This is a genomic window from Sinomonas sp. R1AF57, assembly GCF_002224485.1.
Lineage (GTDB): Bacteria > Actinomycetota > Actinomycetes > Actinomycetales > Micrococcaceae > Sinomonas > Sinomonas flava.
Genome location: NZ_CP022463.1, coordinates 999,477 through 1,014,158 on the forward strand (window position 1 = coordinate 999,477; position 14,682 = coordinate 1,014,158).

General features: G+C 72.8%; 10 protein-coding genes. 5 read left to right on the forward strand and 5 right to left on the reverse strand.

Annotation, left to right across the window (positions count from 1 at the left end; all coding sequences use genetic code 11):
- The first annotated feature begins 59 nt into the window (after nt 1–59).
- Nucleotides 60–962, forward strand: coding sequence for a TIGR01906 family membrane protein (locus CGQ25_RS04645; protein WP_369802294.1), 903 nt, complete (start codon nt 60–62; stop codon nt 960–962).
- On the opposite strand, the gene CGQ25_RS04650 is transcribed toward CGQ25_RS04645, so the two are convergent.
- Nucleotides 950–2,815: a long-chain fatty acid--CoA ligase gene (locus CGQ25_RS04650; protein WP_369802295.1), complete on the reverse strand. Its 1,866-nt coding sequence runs from the start codon at nt 2,813–2,815 to the stop codon at nt 950–952. The genes CGQ25_RS04645 and CGQ25_RS04650 overlap by 13 nt on opposite strands.
- Nucleotides 2,816–2,877: 62 nt before the next feature.
- The gene (locus CGQ25_RS04655) at nt 2,878–4,539 is read right to left on the reverse strand and encodes a dolichyl-phosphate-mannose--protein mannosyltransferase (RefSeq protein WP_208712028.1); all 1,662 of its coding nucleotides are present in this window, start codon (nt 4,537–4,539) and stop codon (nt 2,878–2,880) included.
- Between the two features lie 33 nt (nt 4,540–4,572).
- Here CGQ25_RS04655 and rsmI point away from each other — a divergent pair, with 33 nt between their 5' ends.
- Nucleotides 4,573–5,487 (forward strand): 16S rRNA (cytidine(1402)-2'-O)-methyltransferase, encoded by a 915-nt coding sequence (rsmI, locus tag CGQ25_RS04660; protein WP_208712029.1) that lies wholly within the window; start codon nt 4,573–4,575, stop codon nt 5,485–5,487.
- Nucleotides 5,488–5,642: 155 nt separating this feature from the next.
- A complete protein-coding gene (locus tag CGQ25_RS04665; protein WP_208712030.1) occupies nt 5,643–7,136 on the forward strand; it encodes an NAD-dependent succinate-semialdehyde dehydrogenase in 1,494 nt (497 codons plus the stop codon).
- A gap of 140 nt (nt 7,137–7,276) precedes the next feature.
- Here CGQ25_RS04665 and CGQ25_RS04670 read toward each other — a convergent pair whose 3' ends face one another.
- The 3 genes from CGQ25_RS04670 to CGQ25_RS04680 are packed head-to-tail and all read right to left on the reverse strand — an operon-like array spanning nt 7,277 to nt 12,189.
- On the reverse strand, nt 7,277–9,700 hold the full coding sequence (locus CGQ25_RS04670; protein WP_208712031.1) for a DUF3488 and transglutaminase-like domain-containing protein: 2,424 nt from the start codon (nt 9,698–9,700) through the stop codon (nt 7,277–7,279).
- The gene (locus CGQ25_RS04675; RefSeq protein ID WP_208712032.1) at nt 9,697–11,073 is read right to left on the reverse strand and encodes a DUF58 domain-containing protein; all 1,377 of its coding nucleotides are present in this window, start codon (nt 11,071–11,073) and stop codon (nt 9,697–9,699) included. The genes CGQ25_RS04670 and CGQ25_RS04675 overlap by 4 nt, the downstream gene beginning before the upstream one ends.
- A gap of 12 nt (nt 11,074–11,085) precedes the next feature.
- Nucleotides 11,086–12,189: a MoxR family ATPase gene (locus CGQ25_RS04680; protein WP_255405572.1), complete on the reverse strand. Its 1,104-nt coding sequence runs from the start codon at nt 12,187–12,189 to the stop codon at nt 11,086–11,088.
- Nucleotides 12,190–12,343: 154 nt separating this feature from the next.
- Between CGQ25_RS04680 and CGQ25_RS04685 the strand changes: the two genes are divergently transcribed.
- Complete coding sequence (locus CGQ25_RS04685) at nt 12,344–13,309, forward strand: TatD family hydrolase (protein WP_208712033.1); 966 nt, start codon at nt 12,344–12,346, stop codon at nt 13,307–13,309.
- A 172-nt stretch (nt 13,310–13,481) separates the two neighbouring features.
- Nucleotides 13,482–14,660 carry a resuscitation-promoting factor gene (locus tag CGQ25_RS04690; RefSeq protein ID WP_208712034.1) on the forward strand — a complete coding sequence of 393 codons (1,179 nt, stop codon included), beginning with the start codon at nt 13,482–13,484 and terminating at the stop codon, nt 14,658–14,660.
- Nucleotides 14,661–14,682 lie beyond the last annotated feature (22 nt).

Consider the following 14,682-nt stretch of genomic DNA (forward strand, 5'->3'; position numbering starts at 1 on the left):
GGGAGGCAGACCTTGCTGACTTGAGGCCCTTGCGGGGCCGCTACTGGATGGTGGCTGTGTTGACCGACAAGAGATCCGGATCCGAACCGGGGGCTGGCTTCGACGAGTCGAAGGACAGCGACGAGCCGGACTTCGCATGGATGAAGACGGACGACGGCGCCACAGCAGTCCCAGCGGAGCCGCACCCGACCGGTGCCCTCAACGTCCGGCCCCCGGAGGACGAGGTGCAGCGGCGCAAGGACCAGCGCGAAGCCGCCGCCCGGTCGAAGCCCGTGGGTCCCCGCATCGTCCAGGTCTTCATGGCGGTCCTCCTGCCGTTCCTGCTGCTCATCGCTGCCGTCCGCGCGGTCGCGAGCCCCCTGTTCCTCTGGGCGGAGTACTTCCGGCCCGGTTTCCCTGGGGACGGGTACGGCTTCACTCCGGACGACAGGCTCACGTACGGCTCCTACGCGGTGGACTACCTCGCGAACGTGGCCGGGCCGCGGTACCTGGGGGACCTGGTCTTCCCCAACGGGGACCGGCTGTTCACCAGCGGCGAGGTCAGCCACATGGCGGACGTGAAGCTGGTCGTCCTCTCGTCCTACGGGGCTGGGCTCGCGATCCTGATCTTCTTCGTCGTCGCGTTCATCGGGCTGCGCAGGACGCCGCGCGCCTTCGCCCGCGGCATCTTCGCCGGCTCGCTCGTGACCGTCGGCCTCATCGGCGCCCTCGCCGTGGCCGCCGCGCTGGGCTGGCAGCAGTTCTTCACCGAGTTCCACCGGCTGTTCTTCGCCGACGGGACCTGGACCTTCCGCCTCGAGGACACGCTCATCCGGCTGTTCCCGGCGCAGTTCTGGATGGATGCCGCGATCACGATCGGCGTGCTCGTGCTGCTCGTGTCGGTCCTCATGGCGATCTTCTGCTGGCCCACGCCGAAGCGCCGCGAGGGCACCGCGGCCCACATGGAGGGTCAGGCCGAGTAGAGCCCCTCGATCTCGTCGCGGAACACCTCGGTGACCGGCTGGCGCTTGAGCTTGAGGGACGGGGTGAGGTCGCCGTCCTCGAGCGTCAGCTCGCGGGGGAGGATCACGAACCTGCGGATCGACTCTGCGCGGGAGACCGTCTCGTTGGCCGCGTCGACCGCGGACTGCACCTCGGCGAGCACCTCCGGGTCGGTCCTGGCGTCCTCGAGGGTGAGCACGCGCCCGCGCCGGCGTGCCCACGCGGGGAGTTCATCGGCGTCGAGCGCCACGAGGGCGGCGACGTAGGGGCGTCCCTCGCCCACCACGATGGTGTGCGCGACGAGCTCGCACTCGCGGACGGCCTCCTCCAGCGGGCCGGGAACCACGTTCTTCCCTCCCGCTGTCACGATGATCTCCTTAGTCCGTCCCGTGAGCGTGAGGAAGCCGTCGTCGTCGAGGGAACCCAGATCCCCCGTAGCGAAGAACCCGTCCTCGTGGAAGGCCGCGGCCTCGGGCGAGCCCGGGGACGCCGAGCGGTACCCGCGGACGACGCCGATGCCCTTCACGAGGACCTCGCCGGCGTCCGAGATGCGGATCTCGGTGCCGGGCACGGGCCGGCCCACACTCCCGATCCGGGTCGCCTCCGGCGTGTTCACGGTGCACGGCGCGGTGGTCTCGGTCAGGCCGTAGCCCTCGAGCACGGTGAGCCCGGCCCCGCGGAAGAAGTGCGCGAGTCCCGGGCTCAGCGCGCTCGCACCGGAGACGATGGTGGAGACCTGCCCGCCGAAGGCCGCCCGCAGGCGCCCGTAGACGAGCCGCTCGAACACCGCATGCCGGATCCGCAGCCGGCGCCCGGGACCCTCGCCGCCCCTCGCCTCCGCTTCGAGCGCCTCGGAGTACTCCCGGGCCGTGTGAGCCGCCCGCTCGAACAAGGACCCGCGCAGCCCGTTGGCCGCCTTGGCGTGCGCGGCGGCGTAGACCTTCTCGAAGACCCGCGGCACCGCGAGCAGGAAGGTCGGCCGGAAGGTGGCCAGGTCGCGCAGCAGGTTGGCCTGGCGCGAGTGCCCGACCACGACCCCGGCGGCGACGCACGTGACCTGCACGGCGCGGGCCAGGACGTGCGCGAGGGGGAGGAACATGAGCGTGCGGCTGCCGGGACCGACCACCGTCGGGAGGTGCGCGGCGAGGTTGACGGCGAGCAGGCACAGGTTGCCGTGGGTGACCTCGCAGCCCTTCGGCTGCCCGGTCGTGCCGGAGGTGTAGACGAGGGTCGCAAGCGTCTCGAGGTCGGCTGCGGTGCGGTGCCGCTCGAGCTCGGCGTCGCCCACCCCGAGGCCCGGGCCGGCGAGGCTGCGCAGGGTGGCCCCTTCGCCGTCCTCCGTCATGACTGTCACGGGGAGCCAGGACTCGCCCAGGGCGGGGGAGGCCTCGATGGCCTCCTGCACGGACTCGGCGAGCTCGCGGCTTCCGGCGAAGACCCGCTTCGCCCCGGCGTCCTCGAGGATCCAGGCGATCTGGGACGGGGAGGACGTCTCGTAGATCGGGACGGGGACGCCACCGGCGTACCAGACGGCGAAGTCGACGAGCGCCCACTCGAAGCTCGACGGCGACATGATGGCCACGCGGTCGCCGATGTCGAGGCCGCTCGCGATGAGCCCCCGGGCGAGCGATCGGACCTGCTCGGCGAACTGCGCCGCAGTGACGTGCTCCCAGCCGGCAGCGGTGCGCCGGGAGAAGAGCTCGGCGTCCGGCGTCGCGGCCGCGCGGTCCTCCAGCAGGTCGGTCACGTTCGTGGCGGCGGGGAGGCTCGCCACGGCCTCTGCGGACACCTCCGTACGGCTCCGGCGCTGTCCCGTTTCCGCGCTGCCTGCCACGTCGTCACCCTTTCGTCCCGCGTGCTCCGCCTCATCCCCCGTGCCCATCCTGCCATCTGGCGCTACGTCCAGCTGGGCATCCACAGCCTGAGCCGCCATTCGATGTACGGGATGGGCTCCGCGGTCCAGATCGGCAGGAGGTAGGCCGAGATGACCAGCGCCGCCAGCAGGTACACGCCGACTGCGAGGAAGCCGGCCTGGCGGCGCCACAGCGGGTCCGTTGGCCTGCCGAGGACGAGCCCCAGCCCGAAGGCCAGGGCGAGGATGAGGAACGGCTCGAAGGAGACGGCGTAGAAGGCGAACATGGTCCGGGTCGGGTAGAGGAACCACGGCAGGTAGCCAGCCGCGACTCCCGCGAGGATGGCCCCACCCCGCCAGTCGCGCCGTCCGGCCCAGAGCAGGGTCACGACGGCGAGCGCGACGACGGCGGTCCACCAAATCAGGGGATTGCCGACTGAGAGCACGGCGGAGGAGCAGTGCTCCACCCCGCACGTGTTCGCCGGCTCGGCATAGTAGAACGAGGTCGGGCGGCCCTGCACCAGCCAGCTCCACGGGCTCGAGGCGTAGGGGTGCGGCGAGCTGAGCCCGTTGTGGAACGCGTAAGCCTCGAAGTGGTAGTGCGCGAGCGAGCGGAGCGAGTCCGGGATCCAGCTCCAGGAGGGATCCGGATGGTCCCTCGCCCAGGTGCGGTAGAAGCCGTTGTCCGAGAGGAACCAGCCCGTCCACGACGCGAGGTAGACCGCCGCTCCCACGACGACGATGCTCACGGCGGCCAGCGGTGCATCGCGGACGACGGCGCCCGGCAGCCAGGCGCGGATTCCCGCCTTCCGCCGCGCTCCGGCGTCCCACAGCACGGTCATGAGGCCGAAGGCGGCGACGAACGCGAGGGCGGACCACTTCACCCCGACGGCGAGCCCGAGGCACACGCCGGCGGCAATCCTCCACCACCGGATGCCGAGCCAGGGGCCGGTGACGAGCGCTGTGGGCCTGAGCCGGCCGTCGGGTCCGACGAGGCGGCCCAGCCGGTCCGCGAGGCGCCGTCGGCCGTCGTCGCGGTCGATCAGGAGGGCGCAGAAGGCGGCGAGGAGCCAGAACGAGAGGAAGATGTCCAGGATCCCGGTGCGGGAGAGGACGATGTGGTGGCCGTCGATCGCCAGTAGCAGGCCGGCCGCCGCCGCGAGCGCGTGGGAGCGGAAGAGCCGGCGCGCGGCCCACGCCGTCATCACCACGGAGAGCACGCCCACCAGTGCCGCGCTGAAGCGCCAGCCGAACGAGCTCCCGGGGCCGAAGAGCGCCATCCCGAAGGCGATCATCCACTTGCCCACGGGCGGGTGGACCACGTACTCAGGGCCGTCCTGGAGGCCGCTCATGTCGCCACGGAGGAAGAGCGCGTTCGCGCTCTGGCTCCAGGAGCGCTCGACCCCGGAGACCAGGTAGGAGTAGGCGTCCTTGACGTAGTAGGTCTCGTCGAACACGAGGGCGTGCGGGCGGTCGAGCTGCCAGAAGCGCAGGAGGGCGGCGATGAGGCCCACCGCGAGGGGGATCGTCCAGGTCAGCAGCCGGTCACGTGCCGACCGTTCGCGCCAGGCGGGCCGGGCTCCCAGGAGCCGCTGCCTGAGGGCCTCCGCAGTGCCGAGGGCCGCGTCCTGCACGGGGTCGACGATCCGCCGCCGGGGCGTGTTCCAGCCGCGGACCGGCGGGCGGGTCTGGGTCGGGGAGGTCATCCTGCCCCATGCTACCGGCGTAGGCTGGGCCCCGTGCACGAGCCCGACAGCGACCCCACGCCCCCCGCAGACACCGCGCCGCACGACGCCGCTGGCGCCCTCCCGGGCAGCGCGGGAAGCGGTGCGGTGGTCCTCGCGGCGACGCCGATCGGGAACCTCGGCGACGCGAGCCGCCGTCTCGTCGAGCTCCTGGGGGAGGCGGACCTCATCGCGGCGGAGGACACCCGCAGGCTCCAGCGGCTCGTGGCCGGGCTGGGCGTGAGGCCCCGCGGTCGGGTGGTGAGCTACCACGAGCACAACGAGGCCGCCAAGACGCCCGAGCTCGTCGACGCCGTCCGGGCCGGCGGCACCGTCCTGCTCGTGACGGACGCGGGCATGCCGGTCGTCTCCGACCCGGGCTACCGGCTGGTCGAGGCGGCAGTGGCCGAGGGCCTGACGGTGACGGCGCTCCCGGGCCCCTCGGCGGTCCTGACGGCGCTGGCCCTGTCGGGGCTGCCGACGGACCGCTTCTGCTTCGAGGGATTCCTCCCCCGCAAGGCGGGCGAGAGGGGCCAGCGGCTCTCCGAGCTGCGCGGCGAGCGCCGCACCATGGTCTTCTTCGAGGCGCCGCACCGTCTGGCGGCGATGCTCCGGGCGCTCGCCGACGCGTTCGGCGCGGACCGCAGGGCCGCCGTCTGCCGCGAGCTCACCAAGACGTACGAGGAGGTCCTGAGGGCCAGCGCCGGCGAGCTGGCCGCCTGGGCCGAGTCGAGCGAGGTCCGGGGCGAGATCGCCGTGGTGGTCGAGGGCGCGGGGGAGGCGCCGCCGTCGAGCATGGAGGATCTCGTCGCGGAGGTCCACTCGCTCGTTGCGGCCGGGACCCGGCTCAAGGAGGCCGTGGCCGTCGTCGCCGAGGGCTCCGGGACGAGCAAGCGGGAGCTCTATGCCGCATCGGTGGCCGCCCGCTGAAAAGCCCGGAATTCCGCGGAAGAAGATTGTGCAGATGCACAGGTGAAGTGCGTCACGGTGGTTCCGTCATGCATGGACACCCATGCGGCAGGGGCCTAGCGTGGAATCAGTCCACCCACGCTCGCCGGTGAGCGTGCTGCGAAAAGGAGCCCGACGTGTCCGAGAACACCGCTGTCACCCCTGAGCGCGAGCAGGAGCTGCTCGCGAAAGTTCCGACCGGCCTGCTGATCAACGGCGAGTGGCGCGACGCCACGGGCGGGGCGACCTTCGCTGTCGAGGATCCCGCGACGGGCAAGGCTCTCCTGGAGATCGCAGACGGCACGAGCGAGGACGCGCTCGCCGCGCTTGACGCCGCCGCCGCCGCCCAGGCCTCGTGGGCGCGCACCGCCCCGCGCGAGCGCGCCGAGATCCTTCGCCGCGCGTTCGACCTCGTGACCGCGCGCGCCGAGGAGTTCGCGCTCCTCATGACGCTCGAGATGGGCAAGCCGCTCCCGGAGTCCCGCGGCGAGGTCACGTACGGCGCCGAGTTCCTCCGCTGGTTCTCCGAGGAGGCGGTGCGCGACTACGGTCGCTACGTCACCACCCCCGAGGGCAAGAACAAGATCCTCGTGCAGCGCAAGCCCGTGGGGCCGTGCCTGCTCATCACGCCGTGGAACTTCCCGCTCGCCATGGCCACCCGCAAGGTCGGCCCGGCCCTCGCCGCCGGCTGCACGGTGATCATCAAGCCGGCCAAGTTCACCCCGCTCACCACCCAGCTCTTCGCCGCCGTCCTCGTCGAGGCGGGCGTGCCGGCCGGCGTCGTGAACGTGGTCTCCTCGTCCTCCGCGTCGAGCATCTCCGCGCCGCTCATGAAGGACCACCGCCTGCGGAAGGTCTCCTTCACCGGCTCGACCCCGGTGGGCCGGCGCCTGCTGGCCGACGCGTCGCAGAACGTGCTGCGCACCTCGATGGAGCTCGGCGGGAACGCGCCGTTCATCGTGTTCGACGACGCTGACCTGGACAAGGCCGTCGAGGGCGCCATGGCGGCCAAGATGCGCAACATGGGCGAGGCCTGCACGGCCGCCAACCGCTTCCTCGTGCACGAGTCGGTGGCCGAGGAGTTCACCTCCAAGTTCGCTGCCGCGATGTCGGCGCTCAAGCCGGGCCGCGGCACCGAGTCCGACACGACCGTGGGGCCCCTCATCGACGGTGGTGCCCGCAAGGACGTCCACGCGCTGGTGACCGAGGCGGTGTCCGCGGGTGCCCGCGTCGCGACCGGCGGCTCCCCGCTCGAGGGCGACGGGTACTTCTACGCGCCGACGGTCCTCGCCGACGTCCCGAACGACGCCGAGATCCTCAGGAACGAGATCTTCGGCCCCGTCGCCCCGGTGACGACCTTCGCGACGGAGGAGGAGGCCATCCGCCTCGCCAACGCGTCCGAGTATGGGCTGGCCTCGTACCTCTACACCCGCGACTACGCCCGCATGTTCCGCGTCGCGGAGCAGATCGAGTTCGGCATGGTCGGCTTCAACGCCGGCGTCATCTCGAACGCGGCCGCCCCGTTCGGCGGCGTCAAGCAGTCCGGCCTGGGCCGCGAAGGCGGCGCCGAGGGCATCGCGGAGTACACGACGACGCAGTACATCGGCATCGCCGATCCGTACGCGGGCTGACCGCCGCCGGCGGGCACAGCGGACGGAGAAACGACCGGCATCGCCGATCCGTACGCGGGCTGACCGCCGCCGGCGGGCACAGCGGACGGAGAAACGACCGGCATCGCCGATCCGTACGCGGGCTGACCGCCGCCGGCGGGCTAGCTCCTCCGCTTGACCCACCGTGCGGCGGCCTTCGCAGCGGCACGGACTGTGGCCCCTGCAGCCTTGGCTGCGGGGGCCACTGCCGTCAGTGCCCTCGCGAACCACGCGAAGGCAGACGGCGGCAGCGCGGCGATGCGGGCCCGCCGGACGGGGCGCTGCGCGTGCCGGGCCGTCTCGTGCACGACGGCGACGGCGCGGCGGGCGGCCTCCTCGTCGGCGTCGTACCCGGGGCGTCCGTAGGCGTGGCGCTCGTATTCGGCGGTGAGGGTGTCGAGCGCGCGTCGCAGCCCGCCGTCGTCCGTCTCCCAGGCCGTGAGGCGCTTCGCGTAGGCGCGGGGGGAGTCCGCGGGGTCGGGCGGGAGGCCGTGGTCGACGCCCACGGCCTCGAGTTCCTCCCAGATGCCGTCGAGGCCGCGGTCGAAGCGGCGCCGGCGCTGCGCTGCCCGCAGCGCGGCCGGCAGGGTGAGGACGAGTGCGACCGCGAGCACGCCCAGAGCCACGAGCGCGGCGGCAACCCAGGGGGAGGCCTCCGTGGAGGCACCCGACGCCGCCGGGGCCGAGGCCTGGGACTCGGCGGGAGGCGCGCCCGGAACGCCCGAGGGGAAGAGCCCCTCGTTGAGCTGGTCCAGGTTGGTGCTGCCTGACTGGGCGCCGGAGTCGGTGACGGAGTAGGCCGGGGTGACGCCGCGCGACGGCGTGGGCTCGAACGGCACCCACCCGAGCCCTTCGAAGTACAGCTCGGGCCACGCGTGGGCGTCCCGGCCGTCGACCTGGTACTCAGTGAGGGCCTGCGCCGACGGGATCGCGACCGTCTGCCCGGTGGGCCGGCCCGGCGCGAAGCCGACGGCGATCCGGCTCGGGATGCCGACGATGCGGGCCATGACCGCCATCGCCGCGGCGAAGTGGATGCAGTAGCCGGAGCGCTTCTGCAGGAAGGTCTCGAGCACATCCATGCCGGTGCCGTCATAGCCGTCCTCGACGGGGGCCCGCTCCGAGTACTGGAACGTGCGAAGCCACGCTTGGATGGCGACAGCCCGCTCGAAGGCGGTGGCCTTGCCGCGGGTCACGTCCTCGGCGGCGGAGCGCACCGAGGCCGGTATGCCCCGCGGCACGTCCCGCACCTCGGAGCTGAGGCCCCGGGGAGTGCCGTTCGCCGTCGCCAGGGCATCGCGCGTGATGTCGGGCCTCGTGGAGCGCACCGTGTAGAACTGGTCGCGGCTCGCGCCCGGGTCGCCCTTGATGCTCAGGTCTGCAGGGTCCCAGCCGAACCGGCCGCGCTGGCCGTCCACCGAGGTCGGAGCGTAGGGGGCCGGGAGGTAGGGGCTCGTGAAGCCGCCGGTGGTGATGACGGTGGTCGTGGTGACGCTGGGCGCCGCCGTGATGGGAGTGCGCGGCATGATCCCGGTGAGCGGGTACTGCAGCTGGTCGTCCCGGTTGTCCGGTGCCCACGAGCCGCCGTCGAACGTGGACACGGTCACGGTGCGGAGGTAGAGCGGCACGGTGGAGTTCGTCGCGTAGCGCAGGATGCCCACGCCTTCGGCGCTGCGCAGGTCGCTCCCGAGGCTGATGAGAGGGTTGAGGCCGACATTCTGTCCGAAGCTGCGCAGCCGGGCCCCTTCGGGGAAGAGCCCGCGGTCGAACCCGGGCACCACCTGCGGCAGCGCGAGCGCCCCGGCGACGATCGCCGCGATGAGGATGATGAGCCGGCCGGGCGAGAGCGCGGCCGCCGCGAGCTCGCCGGGGGACCGCTCGGGTGCTCTTGCGCCGCGCGTCGGCTCCCGGCGGGACCGCCGGCCCTCGGGCCCTCCGCCGTCCGGCCTTCCCCCATCTGCCTGCGCCGTGGCGAGGATGCCGAGGTAGCCCGCCGCGGCGGCGGCGAACCCGACGGCCCCCACGCTGTTCGGCTTGAGTGTCGCGGGCACCACGAGGACCGCGAGGAGGGCTATTCCGGCGAGCGCAGGCAGGCGGCACGAGATGGTGATCGTCTCCGCGACGAGCGCGATGAGCCCGAGGGCTCCGGCCAGGAGCGCGACGATTCCGATGTTCGGTGCCGCGGGCACGGCGTCGAAGACCACGGTGTGCCACGCCTGGTCGAGGGCCTCGCGCGCGGAGGCGAAGGTCCGCGGGCCGGGAATGAACCCGGCGAAGCTCGTGGCGCGGAAGAACATGGCGCACATCGCCGCCACCCAGGCCGCGAGGCCCGCGACGGCGACGACCACCGGGTGCCACGGGGCGCTCCGACGCCCGGCGAGGGCCGCGCGGGCCAAGGCGGTCCCGGCGAGGGCTGCGCAGGTGACGACGATGACGGGGTAGAGCCAGCTGAACCCCCGCAGCACGCCGCCGTAGGAGGCGGCGCCGCCCGCGACGGAGAGGGCCAGGAAGGCCTCCACGCCGAGGTGCGCGAAGCGGCGGGCCCTCATCGCCGTCCGCCCCGGTCCGGACTGTCGTCGACGAGCGCGGCCCAGGCGGAGGCCACCGGGGTGCGCGGCGTGCACTCGGCAGCCATCCAGCCGCTCTGGCGGAGTGCCTCGACCGCCTCGCGGCCGCCGCCTGCAGCGGGGACGACCACGGCGGCGAGCGCGCGCTCGGCGAGGAGGGCCGCGGGGGCGAGCTCACGCGCGGCGTCCCGGGACGTCCTGCCGAGGATCGCGACGATCGGGCCGCGCCCGCGGTGCCCTTCGAGCCGGTCGAGCAGGAGGTCGGAGAACCCGTCCCCTGCGGACGCCGCAGCTTCCCTGGGGGTGATCGCGGCGAGGGACTCCCCGATGGCGGCCAGTCCGGCGGCTCCTGCGTACTCAGGGCTGTCGGGCTCGGGCGCCGACGCGGAGCGGGCGAGCGCGAGGGTGCCGTCGGGTGCGAGGAGCCTGATCGAGTAGTCGAGCGAGACCAAGTGGGCGCACACCGACATCGCGGTGGTCACAGCCCATTCGAAGGCGGGGGAGTCCGGGGCGTCTGAGGCCGCATGCCCGGTGAAGGGGAACGCGGAGCGCCGCAGGTCCAGGATCAGGGTCGCCTCGGGCGACGTCGCGGACTCCTCCTGCCGCACCATGAGCTCCCCCTGGCGTGCGGTTGCTGCCCAGTGCACGCGGCGCATGGGGTCCCCGGGACGGTACTCGCGGGTCATCACGTCATCATCGCTGGGCATGGACTGGATCCGCGCCGCGACCGTCCCCTCGGTCCCGCGCCGTCCCGAGAGGACGCCTGCGGCAAGGGGCAGCACAGGAGGGGTGACCGTCAGACGGGTCGGGGCGCCGATGCGGCTGTGCCGTTCCGCGAGCCCGAAGGGATCCGTGTGCTTCGCCTCCACCGGACCGAGGAGGTACAGGCCGCGCCGGGGACTCGCGAGCTCGTAGCGGTAATGGCTCCTCCCGTCCCTTCCGACCGACCTGCCCGGGTACAGGAAGCCCGGCCCGGCGCCGAGGCTGGGCGGGAGCTGCTCGGCCATCGACATGCGTCCCGAGAGCAGGCCGCTGTGGGCGAGGCTGAGTGCGACCTCGGTGGTGTGCCCGGCCTCGACGACGTCGGGCGACGGCGTGCGGCGTACGTCGAGGGAGGGCCGGAACAGCAGGTTCGAGGCCAGGGCCGCCGCCGGTATGAGGCCGAGGAAGACGGCGAGGTGGAGGAGGTCGCGCCGGCCCAGGAGCTCGGCGCCCAGGAGCACGGCGATGGCGGCGCCCACGAAGCCCCAGCCGCGGAGCGTGAGGGCGCCCCTCCAGTCCGTGCGCACGGCGCCCCCGTAGTGGTGGGCGCCGCCGGCCCGCTGCCCCGCGCGCCGACTCTCCGACCGGCCCACTGCGTGCCCGCCTCAGGCCCGGCGGCGCTGCTGGCCGGCGGCCGGGATGGGGACCGACTCGATGATCGAGCCGAGGACCGCTGCAGCGCTGAACCCGCTGCCGGCTGCCCTCCGGTCGAGCACGAGCCGATGGGCGAGGACCGCGGGCGCCATCGCGGCGACGTCGTCCGGGAGCACGAAGTCGCGGCCCGAGAGGGCGGCCCGCGCCTTCGCTGCGCGCAGCAGCTGGAGGACCGCGCGGGGGCTCGCGCCCAGCCTGAGCTGCGGGCTCTCCCGGGTCGCCCGGCCCAGGGCGACCGTGTACTCCTTCACGGGGCCGGAGACGTAGACCGCCTTGACGGTGGCGGTCATCGAGCGCACCTCGGCCGCGTCGACCACGGGGTGGACCTTGAGCAGGGGCGAGTCCGACTGGTGGGTCTCCAGCATCTCTGCCTCGGCTGCCGCGTCCGGGTAGCCCATCGAGATGCGCGCCATGAAGCGGTCGCGCTGGGCCTCCGGCAGGGGGTAGGTGCCCTCCATCTCGATCGGGTTCTGGGTCGCGACCACCATGAACGGGGACCCGAGGGCGTAGGAGGTGCCGTCGACGGTGACCTGGTGCTCCTCCATGCACTCGAGGAGCGCCGACTGGGTCTTCGCCGAGGCCCGGTTGATCTCGTCCCCGATCACGATGTTCGCGAACACCGCTCCCGGGCGGAACTCGAACTGCCGGGTCGCCTGGTTGTAGATCGACACTCCCGTGACGTCGCTCGGGAGGAGGTCCGGGGTGAACTGGATGCGGCTGACGGAGCAGTCGATGGTGCGGGCGAGGGTCTTGGCGAGCATGGTCTTGCCGACTCCGGGGACGTCCTCGACGAGCAGGTGCCCTTGGGCGAGCAGGACCGTGAGGGCGAGGCGCGCGGCGTCGGACTGCCCGTCGATGACCTGGCCGATGGAGGCCAGGATCCTCTCGCACGTCGCCTTGAACGCCTCGGCTCCCATCGGGACCGCGGCCGCGTCGTCGAGTGGGGCGGCACCCCGGCTTCCGTTCTGGCTGCCGGCCTGCTGGCCGGCCGCATCCAGGCCGGCGGCACGTTCGAGGCCCTCTCCGAGGTTCTGTCCGACGTGATGGCCGTCCATGCATCCCCCTTCCGGGCGGGCCGGCGACCGCCGGGCCCGTGTGCCGTTCGCCACACTCTAGGACCACGTTACCCGCCCGGACGCCTTACGGCACCGGGGCCTCTTGGAGGGCCGACACCGCCCGCCAGCTCAGCCCGCCACTACAGTTGGTGCCATGTGTGCATCCCACCCGCCCGCCGCCTACCGCTGGACCGAGGACGACGCAGACGAGCAGGCCGTCGGGGGAGCGGACGCTCCGCGGGACGCGCGGGAGCGGCGCGCCGCGCACGACGAGTCCGGCCGGAAGCGGCGCCTCGAGTACCCGCCCGCTCCCGAGCCTCTCCCGGTTCCGGTGGTGGACAACCACACCCACCTCAACTTCCGCGACGGGCTGGTCGAGGTGGGGGTGAGGGACGCGCTCGACGCCGCTGCCGCCGTCGGCGTCGACCGCGCCGTCCAGGTCGGATGCGACCTGCCCTCGTCCCGCTTCACTGTCGAGGCCCTCGAGCACGAGCCGCGGCTGCTCGGCGCGGTCGCCCTCCACCCCAATGACGCGCCGCGGTACGCGGCCCGGCGCGAGCTCGAGGCCGCGTATGAGGAGATCGAGCGCCTCGCAGCCCACCCCCGGGTGAGGGCGATCGGCGAGACCGGGCTCGACTACTTCCGCTCCAAGGGCGACGCGCTCGCAGTCCAGCACGAATCCTTCCGGTGGCACATCGACCTGGCGAAGCGGCTCGGCAAGACCCTGCAGATCCACGACCGGGACGCCCACGACGACGTCGTGCGCATCCTCGCCGAGGAGGGCGCTCCCGAGACGGTGGTCTTCCACTGCTTCTCCGGGGACGAGGACCTCGCCCGGACCTGCAACGAGCACGGCTGGTACATGTCGTTCGCCGGGACGTTCACGTTCAAGAACGCGGAGAACCTCCGCCGCGCCCTGGCCATCGCCGAGCCGTCCCGGGTCCTCGTCGAGACCGACTCCCCGTTCCTGACCCCGCACCCCTACCGCGGCCGCCCCAACGCGAGCTACATGGTCCCCTACACCGTCCGTTCGATGGCGGAGGTCCTCGACGCGGACCTGGCAGCCCTGTGCGCCGCACTCTCGGCCAACACCGAGGCGGCGTACGGCGGCTGGGAGTGACAGAGGTCTCTCATTCGTAGCCGCAGCGTTACGGAAATTGGCCCCTGATAACGTTTCGATTACAGTGGTGTCCGACAGCCGGGGTCGGGGAAGGCCGCCGGACGCTCGGCGCCCCCCTGCCGTTCCAGTCCGACGTCTGCCGTGCCCGGGTGGATCCACGATCGGTGACCCCTTGAGCAGATACTCCGCGCGCAGCGCCTCGACGACCACCCCTCCCGGCACCCGACGCTCCCCGGTCCGCATCGCGGGCCAGGCCGCCGTCGTGGCGGCGCTGGCCCTCGGGACCACCGCCTTCGTCGCCAACAGCAAGACCGTGACCCTTGACGTCGACGGTCAGGCGAGCACCGTGACGACCTTCGCCGGGACCGTCGGGCAGGTCGTCAACGGCGCCGACGTGGAGGTCCGCGGGGCCGACCAGGTCTCGCCCTCGCTCGACGCGTCCGTCGCGAACGGCGCCGTCATCACCGTCAGCCGCGCGAAGCAGGTCACGGTGCAGCTCGACGGTGCGGAGAAGACCGTGAGCACCACTGCGCCCGACGTCCAGAACCTCGTCACCGAACTCGGCGTGGCCTCCACCGCAGTCGTCTCCCTCGGAGGCGACACGCGCCTCGCGCCGGAGGGCACCGTCGTCGAGATCACGACGCCGAAGGATGTCACCGTCGTCGTGGACGGCCAGCCTGTGACGCGCACGACGACGGCCGCGACCGTCGGCGACCTCCTCGCCGAGCTCGGGGTCACCGTGGGCCCCTCGGACAGGCTCTCGGCCCCGACCTACGCGCCGATCGTGGCCGGCATGTCCGTGAAGGTCACCCGCCTCGACGCAACCCAGGGGGCAACCCTGAGCGAGTCCGTCCCGTTCACGACCGAGAAGACCGAGAGCGCCGACCTCACCCAGGGCGAGACGAAGGTCGTGCAGGCCGGCGTCGCGGGCACCGTGGAGAAGAAGTACAGCCTGCTCCTCGTCGACGGCCGCGAGGCCGCCCGCTCTCTCGTCTCTGAGACCGTGACCCGCCAGCCCGTCGCCGAGAAGGTGCTCGTCGGCACCAAGCCCAAGGCGCAGCCCGCACCGCAGAGCGCGGCGACGTCCCAGGCGGCGCCTCCGGTGGCGAACCTCGCCATGTGGGAGGCCATCGCGCAGTGCGAGTCGAGCGGCAACTGGGCGGCGAACACCGGCAACGGCTACTACGGCGGCCTCCAGTTCGACATCCCGTCCTGGATCGCCAACGGCGGCGGGCAGTACGCCCCCAACGCCTCCCTTGCCACCAAGGAGCAGCAGATCGCGGTCGCGAACACGTACTACGCCAAGGCCGGGCTCGCGCCCTGGGGCTGCCGCACCGCGGTCGGCGGCTGACGCCCGCCGTGCCGCGGACCGG

Excerpts from the sequence above, each read along its gene's own strand:
- CGQ25_RS04670 (WP_208712031.1), bottom strand. The coding sequence starts at position 9,700 with ATGAGGGCCCGCCGCTTCGCGCACCTCGGCGTGGAGGCCTTCCTGGCC.
- CGQ25_RS04655 (WP_208712028.1), bottom strand. The coding sequence starts at position 4,539 with ATGACCTCCCCGACCCAGACCCGCCCGCCGGTCCGCGGCTGGAACACG.
- CGQ25_RS04685 (WP_208712033.1), top strand. The coding sequence starts at position 12,344 with ATGTGTGCATCCCACCCGCCCGCCGCCTACCGCTGGACCGAGGACGAC.
- CGQ25_RS04680 (WP_255405572.1), bottom strand. The coding sequence starts at position 12,189 with ATGGACGGCCATCACGTCGGACAGAACCTCGGAGAGGGCCTCGAACGT.